Here is a 23535-nt window from a genome sequence, read left to right on the forward strand (position 1 = left end):
CTTGTCATCCGCTCGGCTCACCGTCCGGGCGCCGTCGGAGGCTGAGCGGTTCACGGTGGTCTCCCGTGTGAGGGAGACCGGCGTGGGGGCACGCGTCAGGCATGGAACTCGTCAACGTGTTCCGCGACACTCCCCCGCCCCGCGCCCGGCGCGGTCAGCGTTACGGCGCCGGGGCCGGCTGACGGGCAAGCTGCCGCGCCGGGCGGTGGCCCGGCCACGGGAGCGTCGGGTTCCGGGCACCCGCCGGGCGTCATGCGGTCGTTGCGCGAAACCCACAGCACCTTCACACAGGAGCCGCGGTGAAGCATGCGGAGGTGGAGACCCGTCGCGGTGTCGTCTGATGGAAGGGTTTGTGTGGTGATCGCCGTAGCTGTTCTGCTGCTGCCGGGCCTGGCCGTGCTGCTGTACGCGATGGACCGCCTGGAGGACGGCATGCGGCGCGCGGCGTCCGCGGGACGTCACGCCCGCGGCAGACACCTTCGACTGGTCCACAGCAGCATCGGCCGGCGCGGCTCCCATGAAGGCGCCCGCATGCAGAGCTCGGGCCGCGACGTCGCATGACGCCCTGCTCCGTCTCGGTCACCGAGGAGTACTCGATCAGGGACACTCCGAGGACTCCGTCACTGATCTCTGGCGCTTCCAACATTTCCGAAGCCGAAGCGGCCGCATTCTTTCAACAGATATGACTCAGCTGCATTTTCGCTCAACTATGCATATGCGGCCCTTGTTCGCGGTCTCGCTCCTAGCGTGGCTGGCACAACGGGACGGGAACAGCCCGGCCCTGCCCACGAACGGAGACAGGCCATGGCCGATGTGGATGTATCGCTGAAAGAGCTGATGACCGGCGTGGAGGGAGCCCTGGGAGCCGCTGTCGTGGACTACACCAGTGGCCTGGCCCTCGGTGTGCTCGGCGGCGGCAAGGACCTGGACTTAGAAGTGGCCGCCGCCGGTAACACCGATGTCGTCCGCGCGCAGATGCGGACCCTGGAGCATCTCGGCCTGGCCAGCCAGATCGAGGACATCCTGATCACCCTCGACCGGCACTACCACGTCATCCGGCTGGTGAACGGCCGAAGCGGCAACGGCCTGTTCCTGTACCTGGTGATGGACAAAGCGAGGTCGAACCTGGCGATGGCGCGTCACCAGCTCAAACGAGTGGAGGAAAACCTCGCCGTCTGACCCTCTTTTCGCATGCCCACGATGTGAAGAGTTCTGCAACTCTCGACATCCATACATGTCCATTCCGTGGGTTCCGGCGGGACGAGGTGCGACAGACTGTTCTCACACGATGGGAGCACCGAGTCCCGTTCGGCCCCATCGCCCACGCGTAGGGAGCGAACGGCTGTGCAAGTGCCCCTCTACCAGGCCAAAGCCGAGTTCTTCCGTATGCTGGGACACCCCGTACGCATCAGAGTTCTCGAACTGCTGCAGCACGGCCCGGTCGCGGTGCGGGACCTGCTCGCCGACATCGAGATCGAACCGTCGAGCCTGTCCCAGCAACTGGGCGTACTGCGCCGGGCGGGCATCATCGTCTCCACCCGCCAGGGCTCCACGGTCATCTACGCCCTCGCCGGAGGCGACATCGCCGACCTGCTGAAGGCCGCACGCCGCATCCTCACCGAACTCCTCGCCGGGCAGTACGCGATCCTGACCGAGGTGCACGAAACCGAACCCTCTGCCGCCCCCCTGCCGGCAGGCAGAAAGACCTGACGGCGCCCGGCCGCCTCGCCGTCCGTCGAGGCGCACCCCGCCCTTTTCGTCTCGCCCCGGAGCAGGGCCGCAGGCCGCGATCGCCACGCCCGGCCGGTTGTCAGTGGCACCCGGCACAATGCGATCAAGCACGACACACCTGCGGCGCCCGGCTCACGAAAAGGTCATCATGCGCGAACTCCTCCAGTTCAACCGCCTCTACGCAGACGAACAACTGCGCGCGCCCCGCGGACGGTTCGTCCTGCGTTACGACGCCGCGGGTACCGCCGTGATCACGGACACCGAGCGGGACGAGGTCACCTGGCGGGCGGGGGCCGCCGGACGACTGCTGCTCGGCGACCGGGGCGAGGTCCAGGTCGAGGCCGGGGACAGCCATGAGACGATCTGGCGCTCGGGATTCGCAGCCCCCGGCGCGCACCACCTGATCCTCACCGACGCGGGCGACCTGGAACTGCTCAGCGGGGAGCATGTGCGCCTGGCCAACTCGCGCACCGGTCCGGTCGAAGCGGTGGCGCTGCGGGACGCCGCCCCCGCGGCCGACATCACCGCCGACGCTTACCTGCTCAGCGACGGCAAGAAGCGCCGGACCGTCGTACGAGAGCAGGACGGACAGCTCCGCATCGGCGAGCACTGGCCCAACGGCGGCGGCGGGAGCTACGCGCTGTCCGGACCGCTGGTCGACTGGCTGGAGCAGGAGGGCACCGTGCTCGGCTGGCGCCTGCTGCCGGTCAACGGCACCAAGGTGAAGGCCCGGACATTGTGTCTGACCGATGTCGCCGGCACCGTCCTGTGGCACGAGGGCGCCCCGAACCGGGCCACGCCCGTGTCCGCTGGAGCCCCCTACGCCCACGGCGGACCGGAGCTCGGCGCCGGCGGGCGCCTGCGCCACCAGTCGCTGACCTCTCCCTCCGGCTCGCACACCCTGGTTCACCAGGGGAACGGCGACCTGGTGCTGCGCTGCAACGCCGAGCACCGGACCGTGTGGTCGGCCGGCACGCACTGGGCCGACGGCGGATGGGCCGAGCTGACGGCCGACGGCGACCTGGTGGTGCACAACCCGCACGGCGCACCCGTCTGGCGCTCCGGCACGGCCGGTTCGGGCGCCCGGCGGCTCGCCGTCCGCGACGACGGCCGGGTGGAACTGCTCGACGACGAAGGCCGCGTGGTGTGGTCGGTGGACGCACACACCTCCTGCGACGCCCCGGCCGTGGACACGCCGCGCGGCGCGGTGCTGCGCAGAGGACAGACACTCCGCCGGCACTCCCTCACCTCCGCCGACGGCAGCACCGTACTCGGCCACCATGACGACCAGCGTCTGGTGCTGTTCGGAGCGGGCGGCACCTGGCTCTGGTACGCACACCTGGGGGACGCCCAGCGGCCAGGACTGCTCCTGGACGAGGACGGCATGCTGCGGACCCTCGACGACGACCCCGAGCGGCCCCCGCCGGCCGGGCCGGCCGACGAACTGCGCGTCGAAAGCGGGGAAGTCCAGCTGCGCCGCGCGGACGGCACGGTCGTGTGGCGCAACGGCGAAGACGTGGCGGATGCGGACGCCGCCGAAGCAGAGCAGGGCGAGGACTTCGAGGCGTGGCTGGAGGAGCTGAACGGTCTGGAGTACTTCTGCGTCGCCGTCGTGCACGACACGACACCCGACGAGGCCCTGCTGCGCCTGGGCGCCGACCCGGGCCAGGTCCGAACGGGCACCTGGGCGGACCTGCTGACACAGAGCGAGATCGAGGACTCCGGCATGGACGACGTGTGCCTGGCCGCGTTCGCCCTCGGCCCGCACACCCTGCTCGTCGAAAACAACGGCCACCCAGGGACGGACAGTTCGGCGCTCTCCCTCGGCACCTTCGCCGTGTCCTGCTCCCGCAGCATCAACGCGGACACCAGCTTCCTGGTGTACCGCGACGGCGAGGTGGTGGCCGACCACTCCGAAGAGGGAGCCGAGGAGCCGACCACCTCGGAGGTCCGAGCGGCCATGGCGGCGATGAACGCCGACGCCCCTCAGGAGGCCGCGTTCGACGACACCCTCGAACTCCTCTGCCGCACCGCCGGAATACGGCCGACAGTGACGGACGTGACCGGCACCGCGAGGTGGGTGATCCTGCCGGCCCTCGGGTGAGCGGACCGCCCGACCCGGTTCCAGGACGTGCCGACCTCGTCGGGCCCGGATCCGACGAGGTTACGTAATGTGCACCGACGCGAAGGGGCCGGTCGGCGCACGACAGTGATCGTCATGAAACGACGCACAGCGCTGAAGGCTCTCGGGTTCGGCACCGGGGGCGCCGTCGTCCTCGCTGGTGGTGGTTACGGCATCTACTACTACGCCGCGAAGCAGGACACGTTCGGCGAGATCGACTTCGACAAGGTTCTGCCGATTCCGCCGCTGGCGGAGTCGGAGAAGGGCGCGCAGGGGGCCCGGGTGTTCACACTCGGCATCAAGGCGGGCAGGACCCGGTTCAAGGCAGGTGCCACCACCCGCACTTGGGGCGTGAACGGTACGTATCTCGGTCCGACGATCCGCGTGCGGCGCGGCGAGCAGGTCGAGTTCGCCGTCCGCAACGGCCTCGATGAGGACACCTCGCTGCACTGGCACGGGATGCACCTTCCCGCGGCCATGGACGGCGGACCCCACCAGGTCGTCGGGCCCGGAGAGACCTGGCGGCCGAGGTGGACGGTCGACCAGCCCGCCGCGACGCTCTGGTACCACCCGCACCTGCACGGCGCGACCGCCGACCACATGTACCGGGGCCTCAGCGGCCTGTTCATCGTCGACGACAAGGACTCCGAGGCGTCGACACTGCCGTCCGAGTACGGCGTCGACGACATCCCGATGATCGTTCAGGACCGGGCGTTCGACGGGGACAACCAGTTCGAGAAGCGAGTGCCACTGGGCGGCTCGGTGGGCGTGATCGGCAAAGAGGTCCTCGTCAACGGCGCACTCGGCCCGTACGTCGACGTCACCACCGAGCTCGTACGACTGCGGCTGCTCAACGGTTCCAACGCACGCCTGTACAACCTGGGGTTCTCCGACGACCGGCGCTTCTCGCTCATCGCCACCGACGGCGGCCTGCTCGCCGAGCCGTGGACCACCGAGCGGCTCTATCTCTCACCCGGCGAACGCGCGGAGATCCTGGTGGCCTTCAAGCCGGGCGAGCGGGTCGAACTGCGCTCCTACCCGTCCGAGTACGGCGGCACGCTGGGACGGATCGACGGCTTCGACGACCGTCTCGACATCTGCCAGTTCCGGGCCGCGGCCGCCCTGTCCGATGTCGCCGCACTCCCCGCCTCGCTCGGTGCCGCACCGGACCTCGCCGGTGAAACGGTCGCGCGGGAACGTTCCTTCGTGCTCGCGTCGGACCAGATCAACGGCAGGTCGATGGCGATGGACCGTATCGACTTCGGTGTCCGCGAGGGCACGGTCGAGGTGTGGGACGTGGTCAACGACAACGGCTTTCTGCACAACTTCCACGTTCACGACGTGCAGTTCCAGGTGCTGACCGTCGACGGCGGGAAGCCGGACCCGCACCTGCGCGGCTGGAAGGACACCGTCCTGCTGGCACAGGGGAAGCACTACCGGCTGGCGATGCGCTTTCGCGGACACACCGATCCGAACACGCCGTACATGTACCACTGTCATCTGTTGCAGCACGAGGACGACGGAATGATGGGCCAGTTCGTCGTCCTGGGCGAAGACGAGAAGGTCGGCGTCGTGCCACGGACACATCATCACTCCTGAGAACCGTTCCTCGTGAAAATCGTCCTCGATTCCCGCGTCGCCCGGAGCCGTCCGGAACCACCCGGACCCGCCCGTTCCCCGGGGCCGGACCGGGGCCCGCCGCCGGCTCGGTAGGCTACGCGCTGTGCAAACGTTGGCCCATACTCGCGGTCCGCTGCTCGGCAGGCAGTACGAGACACAGCGCCTCGCCGAGCTGATCGGCGCGGCGCGGGCAGGCCGGGGCGGCACCCTCGTCCTGAGCGGTGAGGCGGGGATCGGCAAGAGCACACTGCTCGAACACGCGCAGGAGGCCGCGTCCGGCTTCCTTGTCCTGCGGGCGGGCGGGGCCCAGCACGAGGCGGAGCTGCCGTTCGCCGCGCTGCACCAGCTCTGCCTCCCGGTGATGGAGCGCCTGAGCGAGCTGCCCGTCCAGCAGCGCCAAGCCCTGCAGATCGCCTTCGACCTGGCGTCCGGGACCCCGGACGTGTTCCGGGCCGGCCTCGCGACGCTGGGGCTGCTCACGGCGGCCGCCCAGGAACACCCCTTGCTGTGCGTGATCGACGACGCGCACTGGCTCGACGCGGCCTCGTCCAGGGCACTGGCCTTTGTCGCCCGGCGCGTCTCCGCCGAGCCGGTCGCCATGGTGTTCGCCGCCCGACTGCCGTGCGAGTACGAGGAGTTGGAGGCCCTCCCGAGTCTGAACGTCGACGGGCTGAGCGACGCCGACGCCAGGACGCTGCTCGCCCGGCAGAGCCACGAGACGCTCGACGAGCAGGTACGTGACCGACTGGTGGCGGAGGCCAGGGGCAACCCGTTGGCTCTGCTCGCCCTGCCCAGAGCCGGCGGGTTCGCCCCGCCCGAACCGGCCTCGGTGCCACACCGGGTCGGCCGCGGATTCCGTACCACGCTGTCCGGCCTGCCCCCGCAGGCGCGGCTCCTGCTCACGATCGCCGGTGCCGATCCGACCGGGGATCCCGGGCTGCTGTGGCCCGCGGCGCGCAGGCTCGACATCGACCTGGCGACGGCCGGTGCGGCCGCCGCCGCTACCGGCCTGGTCGAGTTCGGCGCCCGTGTGCGCTTCTACCACCCGCTGGCTCGAAGCGCGGCGTACGACGACGCCGCGGCGGGCGAGCGGCGGCTGGCCCATCGCGCGCTCGCCGAAGTGACCGACCCGGTCACCGACCCCGACCGGCGTGCGTGGCATCGCGCGCAGGCCTCCGCCGTCCCGGACGAGGACGTCGCCGCGGAGCTGGAGCGCTCGGCGTCCCGCGCTCTTGCACGTGGTGGCGCGGTGGCCACGGCCGCCTTCCTCGAACGCGCTGCGGAGCTGTCGCTCGACACCGAACGGCGTATCGAACGGACCCTCGCGGCCACGCGCGCCCATCTCGACGCGGGTGCCACCGACAGGGCGGCCGCGCTGCTCACGACGGTCGAAGGATCGGCATCGGGACCGGGAGCTGGATCGGGACCGGGAGCTGGATCGGGCTCAGGTCCGTACGCGTCGCAGCAGGCGGAGGCCGATCTGCTGCGGGGCCGGATCTCCCTGGCCCGGGCCGACGACAGCGACGGTCCGGCGGCCATGCTGCGTGCCGCGCGGCGGTTCGCGCTCCTCGATCCCGCGCGCTCCCGGGAGAGTTATGTGGAAGCGCTCGAAATGAGTCTGCTCGTCGGACGCGCGAACGGTGTGATGGACAGGGTCCTCGCCGAAGCCCGGACCGCGTCGCCGCACGCCCCGGACATCCTCGACGCGCTGGACACCCTGACCTCGGACGGGCACCACGCGGCCGTCCCGCTGATCAAGGAGGCACTCGACGGCGCGGACGGCCCGTTGTGGGCCCGGCACCCCGCGCTCGCGATCATCCTCGCGGCCGAGCTGTGGGACCCCGTCACCCACATGCGGATCATCGAGTGGCTGCTGAAGAACGGGCGGGCATCGGGATCACCGCTCGTCCTGCGCCTCGGGCTCGCGCAGGCCGCCTCCGCCGCCGCACTCACCGGCGACCTCGACGAAGCGATGGCGACGATCGCCGAAGAGGAGGCGATCGCCGACGCGACCGGTGCGCCTCCTGTCGTCTATCACCGGCTGCAACTGGCCGCGATGCGTGGACGCCGCGAGGAGGCTGTCGCGCTGTTCGAAGCCGTCACCGCGACAGCCACCGCCACGGGACAGATCATCTCCAACATCCACTGGGCAAGCGCGGTGCTCCACAACGGCCTGGCCGAGTACCAGGAGGCACTGGCAGCCGCTCGACGTGCCACGGCCGACGGTGAGCTCTTCGTCACCGGGTTCGCCCTGCCGGAACTGGTGGAGGCTGCCGTCCGGTGCGGTGACCACGCCACGGCCGCCACCGCGCTGGCGTCGCTGACCGAACGTACCCGGGCCAGTGGAACCCCTTCGGGCCTGGGCATCGCGGCGTACGCGCGTGGGCTGGTGGAGGGAACGGAGAACGACTACCGGGAAGCGATCGACCGTCTCACCGACACACCGCTGCTCCCGTACCGGGCCAGGGCCCACCTCCTGTACGGAGAATGGCTGCGGCGGCGGGGCCGTAGGCAGGACTGCCGGCCCCATCTGCGTACGGCGCACGAGTTGTTCTCGGGTGCCGGGCTGGAGGCGTTCACCCGGCGGGCCGCCGACGAGCTGCGTGCCACGGGAGAGGCGGCGCGCAGCCGCACCGGTTTCGCCCGCGACCAGCTCACCATGCAGGAACTGCACATCGCGCGGCTGGTCGCCACGGGCGCGACTTCGAAAGAAGTGGCCTCACGGCTGTTCATCAGTCCCCGCACCGTGGACGCTCACCTGCGCAGTGTCTACCGCAAGCTGGGCATCAACTCCCGACGCCGGCTCAGGGACCGGCCCGATCTGCGCTCCGCGGACAGATCGCTCTGAGCACGGCACCGGCCCCCTGCACCTGCACCTGTTCAGGCCGCTCAGGACGTCCGCTCAGAGGTCGCCCACGTCGACCAGTCCGTCCTGGATGGCGCGGGCGACCAGGCTCGCCTTGGTCCGGGCGGGCCGGCCGACGTTCGCGTACTTGATGCGCACCCGGTCGAGATAGGAGTTGACCGTGCGTACGGAGATGCCGAGGCGCTGCGCGACCAGTTCCTTCGACTCCGACTGGAACCACTCGATGAGCACGTTCTCCTCGCGCACCGAGAGCTGGGGGCGGTCGGCTCGGGTGTTCGTGCCCAGCGCGCCGGCCAGTGCGGGCGGCATGTAGGGCCGCTCGTCCGCCGCCGCCAGCGTCGCCTCGACCAGGTGGTCCCGGCCCTCACTCTTGGTCAGATAGGTCGCGGCTCCCAGGTCCAGGCAGTTCAGCGCGGTCTTCTCGTCGTCCCGCATCGAATAGACGATCACCTGCCGCCCGGCGTCGACGAGTCGGCGAAGACTGCCGAAGGCCGGTCCGCCCTCGGCCAGTTGCAGATCCAGGACGACGACGTCGGCCGTGCTGCCCGGCGGGGTCCAGGCTTCGCGTACGGAGTCGCCGGCCGCGACCACGGTGATGGGTCTTCGTGAGGCGGCGTACCACGCCTCCACTCCCGAGAGGATGGCGGGATGGTCGTCGACGACGACCACGCTGACCGGTGCGTTGTCACTCATGTGAGGTCAACTCCGGAGATCGCCGGTCTGCTCCAGCCCGCCTCCACCCACACACTTCCGCCCCGCGTCGTTCGCGCCACGTCCACCTTCGCGTTCGTGGCACCGCTGTGTGCCTCAGCGGCCTCTTCCGTGTCCCGGCCGCCGGCACAGTCCTCGCTGACCACGCTGACGCGTACCGCTCGGGGTGTCCACACGACAGTCACCCGCGCGGTCGAGCGGGTACGGCCCAGGGTCACCGCCACCGGGTCGATCAGCCGCCTGCGCACCTCCACAGGCACCTCCCCCGGCTTGCCTCGTACGGACAGGCTCACCGTCACCCCCCGATGCTCGACCACCTCCACGCACGCCCGCAACTCGTTCAGCAGCGGGTCCAGGACCGCGTCGCCCTCGGCGAACAGGCGGCGCATACGGGCGGCTTCGACGCCGCACCGCAGCCTGACCTCCTCGTCGTGCGGGCTCAGCACACCGTGACCGAGGCCCACGAGCAGCGGCACGGTCGTCGCCGTCAGCGCGCGGTAGCGCTCCTTGTGGTCACGCTGCATGTCCTCGTGGATACGTTCCCGGGTACGCATCTCTTCCTCCTGTGCGGCGGCGGTCCCCGCGGCCGGCGCCGTACCGTGGAGCAGGTACGACATCAGCACACCGACGGAGAGCTGGAAGCCGCAGCTGCCTATCGTGGAGATCCCCAACGTGGCCCACTGGGCGGCGCTCGGCGCCCCCGACAGGAACACGGCGGTCGCGTTGAGCCCCACATGCGCCCCGAGGAACGCCGCGAACACCCTGACCCGCAGGTCTGCCAGCAGGAACAGCGCATGCCAGCCGACCAGGCCGAACGCCCAGTCGGGCGCGCCTGTCGACAGCTCTGCCGGAAGGGTGAACGCGCAGACCGCCGAAACGGCCAGCACCGACCCCAGGCTCCCCCACCGCACTGTCGGCGGGAGCCGCCTGCCACGCAGCAGATAGGCGCCCCCGACCACCGCTACGACGGCCAGACACACGAAGGAGGCCGTCTGTGCCCACGCGGGGCGGTACACGTCCTGGTGCACCACGAGCCGGCGCAGCGAGATGGTGAACTGCCACACCAGGCTGATCAGCAGCACGGCCAGTTGGGTCCCGCGCAGGAGCCGCCCGCGGATGAAGCGGACGTCGGCCGTGTGCTGTGCCTGGGCACGGGGCGGGCGCGGTACGCCGGGCACCTGTGTTCCGTGCCCTGCCTGTGACGCGCCGGTCGGGCCGTGCCAGCGCCACTGCACGCGGGTCCCGTCGTCCGGACGGGAGGTGACCGTGGCGGTGCCTCCGACCGCGTGCATCCTGGCGACGATGGAACCGGAGATGCCCCGGCGCCGCGCGGGGACGGCCAGCGGGTCGAAGCCCCGTCCCGTGTCGGACAGTTCGACGACGGCGCCGTCCCCCTCCGTCCATGCCCTGAGCTGCGCCTCCCGCACCCCGGCATGGCGTGCCACATTGGTGACGGCCTCCCGGACCCCGTTGAATATCGCGAGCCCGGGACCGGACGGAATCGCGAGCGGGCCTTCGATACGCGTCTTGAGCCGCACCCTGGCCTGTCCCTCGCCCTCCGGCACACAGCCCAGAAGAGCCGCGAGATCGACGCTCCCCGTCTCGAACCCGGGCACGGCGGACATGGCCTCCAGATCCTGCCTCGCGCGCGGCGGCAGCCACGACCAGTCCCGGCCGTCGCCCTGGGAGACCATCAGCAGCGTCGCGCTCGCCGTGTCGTGCAGGGTCGCCAGGTACTCGCGCTCGCTCGCCCTGCGTGCGGCGGCGACTTCCCTCTCCCGGCGCGCCGCGGCCCTGACGGCGGCCGACCGGTCGGCCGCCCGGGCCAGTGCCCGAACGATGAGATAGGCAGCCCTCGACAGGCACACCTGGATGAGCATGCGCACCAGGGGTACGACGTCGAGGCCGTCCCCGGGCGAGGAGAGGATGTCGCCCAGCACGCAGACGGCAGCCCCCAACACGGCAAGGGCGGCCCCGGCCGGCGGTCGCGTCGCCCACTCGTACTGGAAGGCGACGACGCTGATGCCGACCATCGCCTCCACCATCACGTTCGCGGACTCGCCGCCGATCACCGGCTGCGACAGCCCCGTCAACACCACCACGGCCGCGTCCAACGTCCACAGCAGGGCGAGCGGGAACATGTGCGGGCGGCGCAGCGCGTAGAGGCGCACACCACAGGCGAGGAAAGCGGGCACCAGCAGACACACCGCCAGGGGAATGTCCGCCGTATCCGCCGACACGATGCCCAGCGCACCGCACAGACAGACCACGATGGACCGGAGCCACACCCCGAACCGCTCCAGGGCCAGGATGACCAGGCGCTCGCCGGACCCGGGGCGGCCCATCGGCTCCGCGGCTTCCTCGCCGTTCCCCCCGTATCCCCCATGCCCCATGGAGAACAAGGGTAGTTGACCCGCGATCAAGGCAGAACACGCCTCGCCAACGGCCGCGGCGCAAGGGGGTCTCGTCCCCTGTCTCGCGCGTGCTCCGGTGTGTGCGGCGGCCGTGCCGTGTGGGGCGAACGACCGGCACACTCAGCGACCGGGCCGGGCTAGTGTCCCGTCGTAAGGGGCTGACACCGGCCGTGCAGTGCACGTATCCAGGCCTGTCACTCACCCCTGAAGAATTCGTTGGATGCGGATCCACTGAGGTGACGGTCCGGATCAGACGGTCCGGATCAGAAGACGGTGAGGCTCGATGGCGAACCCGAGGAGAAGGCACCACCCGTGCATGACTACGACGACCCCGCCTGGGGGCCGCTTCCCGTCCGTCCAGCCGCACTGCGCTGGCTGCTGCTGCTCCCTCTGACCCTGGTGTTCCTGCCGCTGTGGTGGGTGGTCTGGGTCTTCCTCGCCGTCTGCTTGTACTTCGTGGCGCCGGTGGCCGAGCTGATCGTCTACATGGTGCCGCGTGCCGAGAACGGTGCGACACGGATGCTGGACGCCACGATCGGCCGGGTGCCGTTCGTCCCGCTCTGGTGCGTGACCCCGGTGGCGCTCGTGCGGGACGGCGACACGGCGTACTACCGGACGCGTGTGGACCGGCGCATCACGAAGCAGACCCGGCGGGTGGAGACATCCCGGCACCGTCGCGAGTACCACCGCGACCTGGAACTCGGAGCACACCACTTCCGGGGCGCCGGCGCGGGTTACGTCCTGCGCGTCGCCTCGCAACAGGGCTGGAACCTCCATCCGGTGCTGCGCTCTCACCCCCGGCGTCGGCTCCGGCTGCGCCACGACGGCCGGCCCCGGCCACCGCATGCCGGATCCTGAGCCGACCGGCCCCGGCGTGCTCATCCGCTTTCCATGCCTGCAACCGCTTGCAACGCCTGCAAGGAGACGACACTGAAAAGAAGCGCCCTGCGGTGGCCGACAGTGAGCCTCGCTCTTGTGCTGGGCCTGCCCTTCCTGGCCGGCTGCGCCATCGACAAGGGCACGGCACTCGCCGCGGATTTCGAAGAGAACTGGGCCGGTACGCCGGACGTGGCGAAAATCCACACCACCAAGAACAACACCTTGCCTTTCCAGGGAACGTCCACCGGCACGCTGACCCTTAAGGACGGCACTTCGGCCGACCGAGTGACCAGCCTGGTGGGCGAGATGAGGAAGTACGTCGCCCGTCACGACAAGACCCGCGGGCGGATCGAAGCGGACGGCGTCACCTTCACCGTCGTCGCGGACGAGAGGCGCACGGGAGAGGTCCTGGCGCTGTGGCGCTCACTGACGGCCGACGACCGGGTGGCCAACGCCGACATCCACGACGCGCCCTGGAAAAAGGCGACCGACCGCTGGCGGATCGAGGTGACCGCTGTCGACGCCACCGGCGCGTTGGCCGTCTTCAAGGACATGTACGCCGAGGGCGACCGGCACCGGCCGCTCTCCGGTGTGATGGTTTTGCGGGTCAAAGGGGGGCTCTTCGTGGAGAGCGACTTCAACGACCGGTTCCCCGCCGAGGCGATCGCCGCGTACGAGGCCGTGCTCGCCCGGTATCCGGTCGTCCGCGCGACTCTGCAACGCGATGCCGTGTCCGGCTCGGCGGCGAGCATCGTCGTGGCGGAGGGCGCGGATCTGGACGATGCCCGCGAACGCGCGAGGAGGGCAGCGCCGGACCTCGGTACCGCCGTGGAGGTCACCAGCGCCGGCGCCGACTGACCTCCGGCCGGATCAACCTTCCTGGGGTTACGCCTTCCTGGGGTCGCTCCTTTCCTGGGGTCGCTCCTTCCTGGGGCTGACCGGAGCCGATCGTGCGCGCTCAAGCGCACGGCTGGCCGTCCTGCAAGAACTCGGGCAGTCCGCCCGAAAATCGAAAGGTGGAGAAGAAATGATGAAAATCCGCAACGGGCGCACCAAGTCGGCCATGGCCATGGGGGCCCTTCTGTCCGGGCTCCTCGGCGGCGTTCTCGCCGGCGCGCCGTCCGCGACCGCGGCCGTCGCCGATTCCCCTTGCAGCTACGGGGCTTACATATACAACAAGGTCACAAACCCCACCTCCTACAAGTACATCCCCTACGTCACCGGCGATCTGTCCAATTGCTGGCTGGACCGAGGGATGAGCAACACGGCAGTCCGCGCCCTGCAGAAGAACCTCAATTCCTGCTACGGGTACAAGCTGGTTACGGACGGGGAATTCGGGGGTCTCACCGAGTCGGCGCTCATCACCGTCCAGAAGAAGGTCGGTGTCGCGGCGGACGGCGATTACGGCCCCAACACGCGGAACGCGATGGTGTGGGCGAACTACAGCGTGGAAACCGGGGCGCGGATCAGCTGCAACTGACGAACAGCTGACGACCGCACAGTCCTGATTTTTTTCCGATCAACATCAACCACAACAGGGGGACGGAATGCAGCACACGGGGCGCAGGAAAAGGATTGCGACCGCGGCGGCATTGGGCGCACTGACGATGCTTCTCGCCACCGGCTGTTCCTTCAGCGCCGGCGACGCGGAGAAGAAGGACGAGGCGACGGCCGGCAAAAGCTCACCGGCCGTCGAGGAACAGCCGACGGCCGAGGAGGAGCCGACCGCCGCGGGACAGCCGACGGCGGAGGGATCGTCACCGACAGCTTCAGAACAGCCGGTCGGTGACGATCCCTCAAAGCCCGAGAACACGGGTGTCAGCGAGGACGGGGCCGTCCACAAGGCCCGAGTCGCGCAGACAATCTCCGACAAGCTCACCGCGGACACCGGCAAGCGCCCCGACAGGGTCACCTGCCCTCAGCACCTCCCCGCCCGAGTCGGTGCCACGATCCACTGCGACCTCACGGCAGGCGGCTCCACCTTCGACGTCACCGTCACCGCCGCGTCCGTCAACGGCAACCAGGTCTACTACAACTACAAGGTGGACAACACCGCCAAGTGAAGGCAGGGCAGTCAGGAACGCTCCTGACCGCCTGCCTGGCAGCCACCGAGGCCCCCCGGAGGTGGGCCGGTTGAGGCCCGGGGGGGCCGAGGCCGGTCCGGGGGGCGAGGCCGGTCCGGGGACCGGTGGCCGGGCTCGTACCGACACACCTACCGGGCCAGAAACCTTGCGATCCTCTGCATCAAGAACGGCGGTCTCCATGAGGCGACTTGCCCCGGCAGAGGGCGGCGGCCGACAGTCGCGCTCAAGTTCCTCCAGAGAGCGGTCACGGTCCACGAGTCGCGTCACCGCTCGATCGTCCCACGCCCGAGATCCCAGCCGCGGTCCGAGAGGTCGTCGGCCTCGTGGATGCCGCGCGCTCGGCCGGGACCTGGTTGATCCTGGGACCACCCTGGGGCCACGCCTCGTTGGCGGCCGAGTTCCGTCCAGGCTCCAGATCACGTCAGCAGACCGGCCAGGGCGACGTGGTCGTGGTAGTCGCGCGACCACACGACCCGCCCGAGCCGCCCAGGCCACCGCGGACGCGCAGACCCGCGCTGGCCTGATCGACGTCATCCTGGACGGCCTGGAGCCCCGCGGATAGCTGAGCCCATCCGCTGCAGGGCCCACACCCGTTGAGCGCTCCGATCCCGCGGCGACACCGTGGTTCGCGCTGCGCCCTCGGTACCGGACGCGGCCCGGGGCAACGGGCCCGAAGCCGGGCACAGGCTGCCCGACCCCGTCGACGGTCACCCTGCCCGCATCAACGGTTTACCTGCCTGCGTCGCAGGTTTACCTGCCTGCGGGACCCAGCCGCACACCGAGGGGCGCGGCACACCGTTGAAGTCGACGCTCAAGTCCGGATCAGTGCAGGTAGCCACCCCGATAGGGTCGCCCACATGCGCCTCGCTCTCTTCGACCTGGACGGCACCCTCGTCGACCGCACGGCCGCCTTCGCGGACGCCATAGCCACCCTCATCCACGACCACGGCTACGGCCCGGACATCGAGCGGTGGCTGCTCACCGAACTCGCCGATCGAGCCGACCGCAGCGACTTCGACCGCCTTGCCGCCACCTTCCAGCTCAGCGAGCCCGCCGACCATCTGTGGCGTGTGTACGTCGACCGCATGGCAGCCGCCGTCACCTGCCGCCCCGCAGTCCTTGCGAGCCTGACCCGGCTCAAGGACGCCGGCTGGAGCGTCGGCGTCGCCACCAACGGCGCCAGCGACATCCAGCGTGCCAAGATCCGGGCCACCGGCCTCGCCGACCTGATCGACGGCATCGCCGCCTCCGGCGACATCGACGTCCGGAAACCCGATCCGCGGCTCTTCGAACTGGCCGCCGCACGATGCGGCACCCAGCTCACCCCCGGCGACTGGATGACCGGCGACAACCCCCGTACCGACATCGCGGGCGGCTTCAACGCGGGCCTGCGCGCGATCTGGGTACGCGGCAGGCCCTGGCCCGACGGCCTCGCCACACCCCACCACACAGTCGATGACGTGACCGAGGCCGTCGACCACCTCCTCACCCACTCCTCGGAGTAGCCCGCTGTCGACGACAGCGATCACCGGGTCACGTGTCCCGCACGGGTTACGGGTCACAGCCGGACGCGGCTCGCCCTCCGGGACGTCACAACGGCCGGAGCGGCCGTAACGGCCAGACCGGCCAGGGGCGCGACCCCCGCGATCGGGCCGAGGACGACCGCGCCCACGTGCTGGGCGCGGTCTCTGATTCCGGCGCCCTCGGCCCGGCCCCGCACGATGCTGCGTTCTCGGTCCAGCTCCCCACGAGGCTGCGCTCGCGGTCGACGGCACACGAGCGAGGGATCACCCGGGATCGCAGGACGGGTGCCGAGCCACGTCAGTCGAGGGCGTGGCTGCGGCCGGCCCGCAGGATCTCGTCGGAGAGTCCGGGCTCGACGTGACGGACCGCCCGGGCGAGCATCATCGCGCCGACCATCTCGCTGAGCAGCCGCATCGCCTTGCGACGGGCCTCGCCCGGTTCGAGTGAGCGGCCCTCCTCCTCGGCCTCGCGCAGGAACTCGGCGGCGAAGCCGGTGAGATAGCCCTCGACCCCTTCGGCGTACGCGCTCTGTACGCCTTCGCTGTGCCGTCCGGCGTCGGTGACCAGGGAGGCGGAAGGGCAGCCGCCGTCCGGGGCGTCACGGTGTCCGGCGGAGAGGTAACCGGCCACGACCCGCTCCAGCGGGGAACCGCCCTGGTCCGGGCCCTCCTCCACCGTCCGGGCCAGGCTTCCGAGCGAGGCGGCGAAGGAGGCCCCGCACACCTCCACGACCAGGTCGTCCTTGGAGGCGAAGTGGTTGTAGAAGCCGCCGTGGGTGAGCCCGGCTTCCTTCATCAGCTCCGCGATGCCGACCGCGTCGATGCCCTGCGAGCGGAACATGCGGCCCGCCGCTTCGAGGATGTTCCGCCGGTTGCGGGCCTTGTCCTCCTGGGTGATCCGCGGCATTGCCGTCCCCTCGCGTCGCTCACGACTTGACCTTTTCAATGACAGCTCTCATCATAACAAGAGTTTCAATGATGCCAATCATTAATAACCCACGGAACGGGAGCGTCATGCGCGCCATCACCCACGACCAGCACGGAGAAGCCCGACAGGTACTGCGCCTGAGCGAGCAAACGCCCCCTCCCGCACCCGAAGCCGGGCAGGTCCAGGTGCGGGTACTGTCCCGGCCCGTCCACCCCGGCGACCTGGCGGGAGTGCAGGGCTTTCCGGGCGCGACGCAGGGGCGGTTCGCCGCGCCCCGCAGTCCCGGACTGGAGGGAATGGGCCTCGTCGAGACAGTCGGCGAGGGCGTGACGGATCTGCGGCCCGGTCAGCGGGTCGCGTTCTTCCCGGTGCCGGGCGCGTGGAGCGAACTCCTCACGGCACCGGCCGATCTGGTCGTACCTGTACCCGAGGGCGTCAGCGACGGGACCGCGGCCCTGATGCTGGTCAACCCGCTCACCCTGCTCATGCTGCTGCGGGCGGTCGAGGACGCCCAGCACGGCCTGAAGGGGCCGGTGGTACAGACGGCCGCCGGTTCGTCGGTGGGCAGACTGGTCGGTGCCGCAGCACTCAGGCACGACATCCCACTGGTCAACCTGGTACGCAGTGCCGCGGGGGCACAGAGCCTGCGCGAGCGCTTCCCCACTCTGCCGACCGTCTCGACGGCCGACGCGGACTGGCGCGCACAGGTCCGGGACGCGACCGGTGGCCGGGGTGCCCAGGTCGTACTGGACGCGGTGGGCGGGTCCATGACCGGTGAGCTGGCCGGGCTGCTCGACGACGGCGGCACGCTGATCACCTACGGACAGCTCGGTTCCGGCAGCACGCCGTTGGAGTCGGTCGCGCTGACACCGCGGGCCCTGACCGTGCGGGGCGTGACCATCACCCAGTGGCTGACCCGCACCCCTGAGGAACGGGCCGAGGACGTCGCATTCGCCGCCGGTCTGGCCGCGACCGCCCCGGAACTCTTCGAGGTCGCGGCCGGCTACGACCTCGCCGACTTCGCACAGGCCGTCGACCATGTCCGCCGCCCCGGCAAGAGCGGAACCGTCCTGCTCACCAGCCCCGCGTCCTGAACCCCCTGAAGGGCACTGCCATGAAGATAGGAACCCTCGGCTCCGGAACCGTCGCCCAGGCCATCGCCCGTCATGCCGTGGCCCACGGCCATCAGGTCGTACTGAGCAACAGCCGCGGCCCCGCCTCCCTGGCCGGGCTCGCCGACGAACTCGGACCGCTCGCCCGTGCGGGCACCCCGGAGGAGGCCGCCGCGGCGGAACTCGTACTCCTCGCGGTCGGCTGGCCCCAGATCCCGGACGCGACAGCCGGCCTGCCGCACTTCGACGGACGCATCGTCATCGACGCCACCAACCAGTTCGCCTCCCCGCCCCCGCACCCGAGGATCGCCGACCTGGGCGAGCTGACCGGCAGCGAACACGTCGCCTCACTGCTGCCCGGAGCCCGCGTCGTCAAGGCGTTCAACACCCTCTACGGCCAGTACATCGCCGCCGATCCGCGCCATCCGGCCGGACGCCAGGTGCTGTTCCTCGCCGGTGACGACGCCGACGCCAAGGCGACCGTCAAGGACCTCACCGCGGACTTCGGATTCGCCCCCGTCGATCTCGGCTCCCTGCGCGAGGGCGGACGCCTCATGCAGCTCGGCGGCCCGCTCTCCGCCCTCCACGCCCTCAAGCAGGACTGAGCCGGGCCCTCGTCCATTCCGCACGCTCCTCCTCATCCACCCTTCGGCACAAGGAAGTTGCTCATGACCACCCAGTCCCAGGCCCCGCTTCAGCCCCTGCTTCAGCCCGTCCGCCTCGGCGCGCTGGAGCTCGCCAACCGCGTCGTCATGGCCCCCATGACCCGCGCCCGCGCCCACAACCCCGAGCTGGCCCCCACCGACCTGCACGCGACCTACTACGCGCAGCGCGCCGGCGCCGGACTGATCGTCACCGAGGGAACCTGGGTCAGCCCCGACGCGATCGGCTTCATCAACGTCCCCGGCATCTACACCGACACGCAGACCGCCGGCTGGGCTAAGGTCACCGAAGCCGTCCACGAGGCAGGCGGGCGGATCGTCTCCCAGCTCGGCCATGTCGGAGCGGCCTCCCACCCCGACCACCTCGACGGCCGCCTGCCCGCCGGGCCCTCGGCCGTCAACCCCGGGGAGACGTCCTTCACCCCCACCGGCCCGAAGGACACCCTCACGCCGCGTGCCTACACGGCCGCCGAGATAGCCGACACCATCGCCGACTACCGGCGTGCGGCAGAGAACGCCCGCCGCGCCGGTTTCGACGGCGTGGAACTCCACGCCCAGGTGTCCCACCTGATCCCGCAGTTCCTCAACCCCCGTCTCAACTTGCGCACCGACGCCTACGGAGGCAGCAGCGAGAAGCGGGCCCGGTTCCTCCTCGACATCCTCGACGCCGTCGGTGACGTGTGGGGCGGCGACCACGTCGGCGTGAAGATGTCTCCGGGCTGGACCGGTGGAACCGCGTTCACCGCGGACGAGGAGACGCTCTCCGACTACGACCAGCTGCTCAAGAAGCTCAACGACAACGACCTTGCCTATCTGCACCTCCTGGGCGCCCCCGGCACCATCGAGGAGCGCATCGCCCTCTTCTCCCGCTACCGCGCCCACTACCAGGGCAACATCGTCGCCAACCTCGGCTTCACCCGGGCGCTCGGCAACGAGATCCTCGACCACGGCGTCGTCGACGCGGTCTCCTTCGGCGGCCCCTTCATCGCCAACCCCGACCTGGTCGACCGCTTCACGCAGGGCCACCCACTGGCCGAGAGCAACCGGGACACCCACTACGCCGGTGGCACCGAGGGCTACACCGACTACCCCGCCCATACGGCCGGCTGAGCAGCGCATTCTCCGTAAGCAGCCCTGGCCCGCGACAACCGGCGCCTGCCGGCCGTCAGTCGGGGGGCGGTGTCCGGCCCCCCGGACGGCCGGCTGCGTGGCACCGCGGCGACAGGAAGCCTCCGCCAGCAGAGAACTTCCCGTTCAGTCCTCCGCGTCGCGGATCAGGAGTGCGATCTGTACCCGGTTCTCGACCGCCAGTTTCGCGAACAGGTTGCCGGTGTGGGCCTTGACCGTCGCGACGGTGATGCCCAGCCGCTCGGCGATCTGCGCGTTGCCCAGTCCGTCCGCGACGGCCCGGGCGGTCTCCCGTTCCCGTTCGGTCAGCGTCGACAGCCGTTCACGTGCGGCCGCGCGGCCGTGGTCACGGGTGTGCGCGGAGTCCGGGCCGGTGGCCGCGGCGATCACCCGCGCGGTGGCCGCCGGGGACAGCACCGGGTTGCCGTCCGCGACGGTGCGTACCGCGTCGAGGATGCGGGCGGGCGGGGTGTCCTTGAGGACGAAGCCGAGCGCCCCCGCGCGCAGCGCCCCGAGCACCAGGTCGTCGGAATCGAAGGTGGTCAGCATCAGCACCCGGGGCGGCGCCGGCCGGGTGAGCAGTTCCCGGGTCGTGTCCAGACCGTCCCGGCCCGGCATCCGTACGTCCATCAGCACGACGTCGGGCCGCTGCTCGGCGACCACGGCGAGCGCGGCGTTCCCGTCGGCCGCCTCCGCCACGACGGTCAGGTCCGGTTCGCCGTCGATGACCAGCCGCAGGGCCATCCGGACCAGTTCCTCGTCGTCGACGATGACGACCCGTACGGGATCGGGCCGGCTCTCGGTCGACGTGCTCTTGTCGTGGCTCATGCGCTCTTTTCGTGGCTGTGGGTGGGGCCGTCCGGCCAGGGCAGTCGTGCGGTGAGAACGTACCCGCCCTCGGGCGTGGAACGGTGATCGAGTTCGCCGCCGGCCAGGGTGATCCGTTCGCCGAGACCCAGCAGGCCGAAGCCGGACGCGGGTGGCCGTGCGGTGCGCAGCGGGGCAGGTCCGTTGCGGACGCCGATGTCGAGGGTGCCGCCCGCCGTGCCGTCGAGGGTGACCTGCACGACCGCGCCGGGTGCGTGCTTGGCGGCGTTGGTCAGCGCTTCCTGGACGATCCGGTAGCAGGTCCGTCCGACACCGCCGGGCGGGGTCGCGGTCACGGTGTCGGTCAGCCTTACGTCGAGTCCCGAGGCGCGGGCGTCGGCCACCAGGTCGGGGATCCGGTCGAGGGAGGGCTGCGGCGGTTCCGGGCGGCCGGGGTCGGCGCGGAGCACGCCGAGGACCTCACGCAGTTCTTCCAGTGCCTGGTGGGAGCCTTCGGCGATACCGCGGACCAGCACGCGGTTCTCGTCGGCCGAGAGGTCCTGGCGGTGGTCGAGCACCCCGGCCTGCATGGCGACCAGGGAGATGCGGTGCGCGAGGACGTCGTGCATCTCGCGGGCGATCCGGTTGCGCTCCAGGGCCCGTGCCTGCGCGGCCCGTGCGCTCTGCTCCCGCTCCGCGCTCTCCGCCCGCTCCCGCAGGGACCGCACCTCGACCCGCCGCGCCCCGACGGCCATGCCCGCGGCCGCCGCGATCCCCGCGGTCAGCGCCGGCACGACGACCTGGACCCACCACTGCACGTCGGCCGATCCCTGCACCGGGAACATCCCGACGGCGACCTGCGACGCGATCACGTAGGCCAGGGCGACGGCCCCGATCTCCACCGGGCGGCGGCGGGTGGAGACCGAGCACAGTGCCAGCAGTGCGGCGCCGGTGGCGCACGCCGAAGCGGTCGAGGCGACCGCGACCGTCAGGGCCACCGTGAGGGGCCACCGCCGCCGCCACAGCAGCAGCGTCAGGCAGCCCAGGGCGATCAGCGGATCGGCTACGAGGATCCAGGCGTCCGGGCCGCCGGGTTGCTTGCGCGCCAGTGCGAGGGTCGTCAGCCAGATCGGCAGGCTCACGACAGCGGCCACCGTCAGCCGCCAGGCCTGCTGCCACACTCCGAGTCGCGGCATCACGTCCGTGTTCACCAGGCCATTGTCACCACGTCGTACGACCGGTGGATCACACCCAGGACGGATGCGCCTACGACCCAGGTCTAACCGACGCCTCTCCCTCGGGCCAGGCCGGGTCGGTCCGCCGGGCCGATGTGCCGGCCGTTCCTGGTCAACAGAATCGTTCGCGTGCCGGTAAAGCCCCCCACAGGAGGACACCTCATGCGCAGAAGTCTGTCCCTCGCCCTCACCGCCGCGGCGGTGACGCTGACCGCGCTTCCGGGGGCGCCGTCAGCGTCCGCGACAGCGGCCACGACGGCACCGGCGCCCGGCGCCCTGCGGTGGGGCCCGTGCCCCCCGGGAGCCTCCGCGCCCCGCCTGGAGTGCTCGACGCTCGAAGTCCCGCTGGACTACCGCGATCCCGACGGTCGGCAGATCGAGGTCGCCGTCTCCCGGCTGGCGAGCGGGAAGCCCTCGCAGCGACGTGGTGTCCTGCTGACGAACCCGGGCGGCCCGGGCGGCTCCGGCCTGATCTACCCGGCCGTCCTCGCCGCGTCGGGGCTGCCGCAGGAGGTGGTCGACTCGTACGACATCATCGGCTTCGACCCGCGCGGGGTGGGCCGCAGCACTCCGGTGACCTGCGACCTGTCGAAGGAGCAGCAGTGGCGCGGCAACTTCCCGCCGTACGCGCACACCGCGGCCGATGTGACGCGGGAGGCGGGTCACGCACGGAAGATCGCCGGGCAGTGCGAGAACTCCCGGACGGCGTGGATGCTGCCGCACACCACCACCGCCAACACCGCGCGCGACATGGACCGCCTGCGGAGCGCACTGGGCGAGCCGAAAGTGTCGTACCTCGGTGCCTCCTACGGCAGTTACCTCGGCGCGGTCTACACGACGCTGTTCCCGCGGCGGGGCGACCGGATCGTGCTCGACAGCAACCTGGGTCCCGGCGGCTACGACGTCACGGCCATGCGGCTGTTCGCCCGTGGGCTGGAGGACCGCTTCCCCGACTTCGCCGCGTTCGCCGTCAGGCATCCCGAGTACGGTCTGGGGTCCACGCCGAAGCAGATCGCCGCCAAGTTCCACGAGCTCGCGTCCCGACTGGACTCGAAGCCGGTCCAGGACGTCAACGGGACCGCGTTCCGGGCGTACACCTTCGAGCAGTTGTACGCCGACAGCTCCATGCCGAAGCTCGCCGAGTTCTGGCAGGCGGTCGACACGGGGGCGGAACTGCCGCTTCCGGAGCCGCCCGCGGAGCTGGAGAATCTCATGGCCTCACGTTTCGCCGTGGTCTGCGGTGACACGCGCTGGCCGGGAACGGTCCGGGAGTACCAGCGCAACGTCGCCGTCGACCGGCTGAAGTACCCGATGCTGGGCGGCTCCACGGCAAGCGTCACGCCCTGCGCGTACTGGCCGCGGGAGCGGACCGAACCGCCGGTGCGTATCACCGGGCGGGGTCCGTCGAACGTACTGATGATGCAGAACGAGCGCGACCCGGGTACGCCGCTGGCCGGCGCGCGGGAGTTGCGGCGGGCCTTCAAGGGGCGGGCCACGATGGTGACGGTCGACCAGGGAGGCCACGGCGTCTATCCGTACGGCGGCAACACGTGCGCCAACGACGCCGCGACGACGTTCCTGACCACCGGGGAACGCCCCGCGCGGGACCTCGCCTGCGCGGCGGAACCCGGTGCGGCCACGCAACCCGGCGGAGCGACGCGTACCGACAGCACATCGCAAACCGCCGACGTGAGCAAGTGAGGCAGGCGCCGC

General features: G+C 70.7%; 20 protein-coding genes. 15 read left to right on the forward strand and 5 right to left on the reverse strand.

Annotation, left to right across the window (positions count from 1 at the left end; translation table 11 throughout):
* Positions 1–354: 354 nt before the first annotated feature.
* From C6Y14_RS00400 to C6Y14_RS00425, 6 genes are all read left to right on the forward strand, one after another.
* A complete protein-coding gene (locus C6Y14_RS00400; protein WP_107014401.1) occupies positions 355–561 on the forward strand; it encodes a hypothetical protein in 207 nt (68 codons plus the stop codon).
* A 243-nt stretch (positions 562–804) separates the two neighbouring features.
* The gene (locus tag C6Y14_RS00405) at positions 805–1179 is read left to right on the forward strand and encodes a hypothetical protein (protein ID WP_107014402.1); all 375 of its coding nucleotides are present in this window, start codon (positions 805–807) and stop codon (positions 1177–1179) included.
* A 165-nt stretch (positions 1180–1344) separates the two neighbouring features.
* Positions 1345–1710: an ArsR/SmtB family transcription factor gene (locus C6Y14_RS00410; protein WP_107014403.1), complete on the forward strand. Its 366-nt coding sequence runs from the start codon at positions 1345–1347 to the stop codon at positions 1708–1710.
* Positions 1711–1879: 169 nt separating this feature from the next.
* Positions 1880–3835: a DUF6461 domain-containing protein gene (locus C6Y14_RS00415; protein WP_107014404.1), complete on the forward strand. Its 1956-nt coding sequence runs from the start codon at positions 1880–1882 to the stop codon at positions 3833–3835.
* Between the two features lie 114 nt (positions 3836–3949).
* Positions 3950–5452 (forward strand): multicopper oxidase family protein, encoded by a 1503-nt coding sequence (locus tag C6Y14_RS00420; RefSeq protein ID WP_107015097.1) that lies wholly within the window; start codon positions 3950–3952, stop codon positions 5450–5452.
* A 124-nt stretch (positions 5453–5576) separates the two neighbouring features.
* Complete coding sequence (locus tag C6Y14_RS00425; protein ID WP_107014405.1) at positions 5577–8321, forward strand: helix-turn-helix transcriptional regulator; 2745 nt, start codon at positions 5577–5579, stop codon at positions 8319–8321.
* Positions 8322–8375: 54 nt separating this feature from the next.
* Here the strand turns inward: C6Y14_RS00425 and C6Y14_RS00430 are convergent, their stop codons facing one another.
* Together C6Y14_RS00430 and C6Y14_RS00435 are read right to left on the reverse strand one after the other, a co-directional pair.
* Entirely contained in the window at positions 8376–9032 is a 657-nt protein-coding gene (locus C6Y14_RS00430) for a response regulator transcription factor (protein WP_199854579.1), read from the reverse strand.
* Positions 9029–11443, reverse strand: a complete 2415-nt coding sequence (locus tag C6Y14_RS00435) for a sensor histidine kinase (RefSeq protein WP_225890813.1) — start codon at positions 11441–11443, stop codon at positions 9029–9031. The genes C6Y14_RS00430 and C6Y14_RS00435 overlap by 4 nt, the downstream gene beginning before the upstream one ends.
* 333 nt (positions 11444–11776) lie before the next feature.
* On the opposite strand from C6Y14_RS00435, the gene C6Y14_RS00440 reads away from it, so the two are divergent.
* The 5 genes from C6Y14_RS00440 (at position 11777) to C6Y14_RS00455 (ending at position 15932) form a co-directional block, all read left to right on the forward strand.
* The gene (locus C6Y14_RS00440) at positions 11777–12322 is read left to right on the forward strand and encodes a hypothetical protein (protein ID WP_107014407.1); all 546 of its coding nucleotides are present in this window, start codon (positions 11777–11779) and stop codon (positions 12320–12322) included.
* Between the two features lie 102 nt (positions 12323–12424).
* Positions 12425–13201 (forward strand): hypothetical protein, encoded by a 777-nt coding sequence (locus tag C6Y14_RS43850; protein ID WP_159074132.1) that lies wholly within the window; start codon positions 12425–12427, stop codon positions 13199–13201.
* Positions 13202–13370: 169 nt separating this feature from the next.
* Positions 13371–13823, forward strand: a complete 453-nt coding sequence (locus C6Y14_RS43855) for a peptidoglycan-binding domain-containing protein (protein WP_159074133.1) — start codon at positions 13371–13373, stop codon at positions 13821–13823.
* Positions 13824–13890: 67 nt separating this feature from the next.
* Positions 13891–14406 carry a DUF4333 domain-containing protein gene (locus C6Y14_RS00450; RefSeq protein ID WP_107014409.1) on the forward strand — a complete coding sequence of 172 codons (516 nt, stop codon included), beginning with the start codon at positions 13891–13893 and terminating at the stop codon, positions 14404–14406.
* Positions 14407–15284: 878 nt separating this feature from the next.
* Positions 15285–15932, forward strand: a complete 648-nt coding sequence (locus C6Y14_RS00455) for an HAD family hydrolase (RefSeq protein ID WP_107014410.1) — start codon at positions 15285–15287, stop codon at positions 15930–15932.
* A gap of 316 nt (positions 15933–16248) precedes the next feature.
* On the opposite strand, the gene C6Y14_RS00460 is transcribed toward C6Y14_RS00455, so the two are convergent.
* The gene (locus C6Y14_RS00460; RefSeq protein ID WP_107014411.1) at positions 16249–16857 is read right to left on the reverse strand and encodes a TetR/AcrR family transcriptional regulator; all 609 of its coding nucleotides are present in this window, start codon (positions 16855–16857) and stop codon (positions 16249–16251) included.
* 107 nt (positions 16858–16964) lie between these two features.
* Between C6Y14_RS00460 and C6Y14_RS00465 the strand changes: the two genes are divergently transcribed.
* From C6Y14_RS00465 to C6Y14_RS00475, 3 genes are all read left to right on the forward strand, one after another.
* Positions 16965–17972 carry an alcohol dehydrogenase catalytic domain-containing protein gene (locus C6Y14_RS00465; protein WP_107014412.1) on the forward strand — a complete coding sequence of 336 codons (1008 nt, stop codon included), beginning with the start codon at positions 16965–16967 and terminating at the stop codon, positions 17970–17972.
* A 20-nt stretch (positions 17973–17992) separates the two neighbouring features.
* A complete protein-coding gene (locus C6Y14_RS00470) occupies positions 17993–18595 on the forward strand; it encodes an NADPH-dependent F420 reductase (protein WP_107014413.1) in 603 nt (200 codons plus the stop codon).
* Positions 18596–18658: 63 nt separating this feature from the next.
* Positions 18659–19762, forward strand: a complete 1104-nt coding sequence (locus tag C6Y14_RS00475; RefSeq protein WP_107014414.1) for an alkene reductase — start codon at positions 18659–18661, stop codon at positions 19760–19762.
* 144 nt (positions 19763–19906) lie between these two features.
* On the opposite strand, the gene C6Y14_RS00480 is transcribed toward C6Y14_RS00475, so the two are convergent.
* Complete coding sequence (locus C6Y14_RS00480; protein WP_107014415.1) at positions 19907–20608, reverse strand: response regulator; 702 nt, start codon at positions 20606–20608, stop codon at positions 19907–19909.
* A complete protein-coding gene (locus C6Y14_RS00485) occupies positions 20605–21783 on the reverse strand; it encodes a sensor histidine kinase (protein ID WP_199854618.1) in 1179 nt (392 codons plus the stop codon). Before C6Y14_RS00485 ends, C6Y14_RS00480 begins: the two co-directional genes overlap by 4 nt.
* Before the next feature lie 201 nt (positions 21784–21984).
* On the opposite strand from C6Y14_RS00485, the gene C6Y14_RS00490 reads away from it, so the two are divergent.
* Positions 21985–23523: an alpha/beta hydrolase gene (locus C6Y14_RS00490; protein WP_107014416.1), complete on the forward strand. Its 1539-nt coding sequence runs from the start codon at positions 21985–21987 to the stop codon at positions 23521–23523.
* Positions 23524–23535: the final 12 nt, after the last annotated feature.

It is taken from the genome of Streptomyces dioscori (genome assembly GCF_003024195.1).
In the GTDB taxonomy this organism is placed as follows: Bacteria; Actinomycetota; Actinomycetes; order Streptomycetales; family Streptomycetaceae; genus Streptomyces; species Streptomyces dioscori.

What these genes read in the sequence shown, in the direction of transcription:
- C6Y14_RS00455 (WP_107014410.1), top strand. Translation starts at nt 15,285, where the DNA reads ATGCGCCTCGCTCTCTTCGACCTGGACGGCACCCTCGTCGACCGCACG.
- C6Y14_RS00460 (WP_107014411.1), bottom strand. Translation starts at nt 16,857, where the DNA reads ATGCCGCGGATCACCCAGGAGGACAAGGCCCGCAACCGGCGGAACATC.
- C6Y14_RS00415 (WP_107014404.1), top strand. Translation starts at nt 1,880, where the DNA reads ATGCGCGAACTCCTCCAGTTCAACCGCCTCTACGCAGACGAACAACTG.
- C6Y14_RS00420 (WP_107015097.1), top strand. Translation starts at nt 3,950, where the DNA reads ATGAAACGACGCACAGCGCTGAAGGCTCTCGGGTTCGGCACCGGGGGC.
- C6Y14_RS00475 (WP_107014414.1), top strand. Translation starts at nt 18,659, where the DNA reads ATGACCACCCAGTCCCAGGCCCCGCTTCAGCCCCTGCTTCAGCCCGTC.
- C6Y14_RS00480 (WP_107014415.1), bottom strand. Translation starts at nt 20,608, where the DNA reads ATGAGCCACGACAAGAGCACGTCGACCGAGAGCCGGCCCGATCCCGTA.
- C6Y14_RS00430 (WP_199854579.1), bottom strand. Translation starts at nt 9,032, where the DNA reads ATGAGTGACAACGCACCGGTCAGCGTGGTCGTCGTCGACGACCATCCC.
- C6Y14_RS00465 (WP_107014412.1), top strand. Translation starts at nt 16,965, where the DNA reads ATGCGCGCCATCACCCACGACCAGCACGGAGAAGCCCGACAGGTACTG.
- C6Y14_RS00450 (WP_107014409.1), top strand. Translation starts at nt 13,891, where the DNA reads ATGCAGCACACGGGGCGCAGGAAAAGGATTGCGACCGCGGCGGCATTG.
- C6Y14_RS43855 (WP_159074133.1), top strand. Translation starts at nt 13,371, where the DNA reads ATGATGAAAATCCGCAACGGGCGCACCAAGTCGGCCATGGCCATGGGG.
- C6Y14_RS00470 (WP_107014413.1), top strand. Translation starts at nt 17,993, where the DNA reads ATGAAGATAGGAACCCTCGGCTCCGGAACCGTCGCCCAGGCCATCGCC.
- C6Y14_RS00490 (WP_107014416.1), top strand. Translation starts at nt 21,985, where the DNA reads ATGCGCAGAAGTCTGTCCCTCGCCCTCACCGCCGCGGCGGTGACGCTG.
- C6Y14_RS00435 (WP_225890813.1), bottom strand. Translation starts at nt 11,443, where the DNA reads ATGGGGCATGGGGGATACGGGGGGAACGGCGAGGAAGCCGCGGAGCCG.
- C6Y14_RS00405 (WP_107014402.1), top strand. Translation starts at nt 805, where the DNA reads ATGGCCGATGTGGATGTATCGCTGAAAGAGCTGATGACCGGCGTGGAG.
- C6Y14_RS00485 (WP_199854618.1), bottom strand. Translation starts at nt 21,783, where the DNA reads ATGCCGCGACTCGGAGTGTGGCAGCAGGCCTGGCGGCTGACGGTGGCC.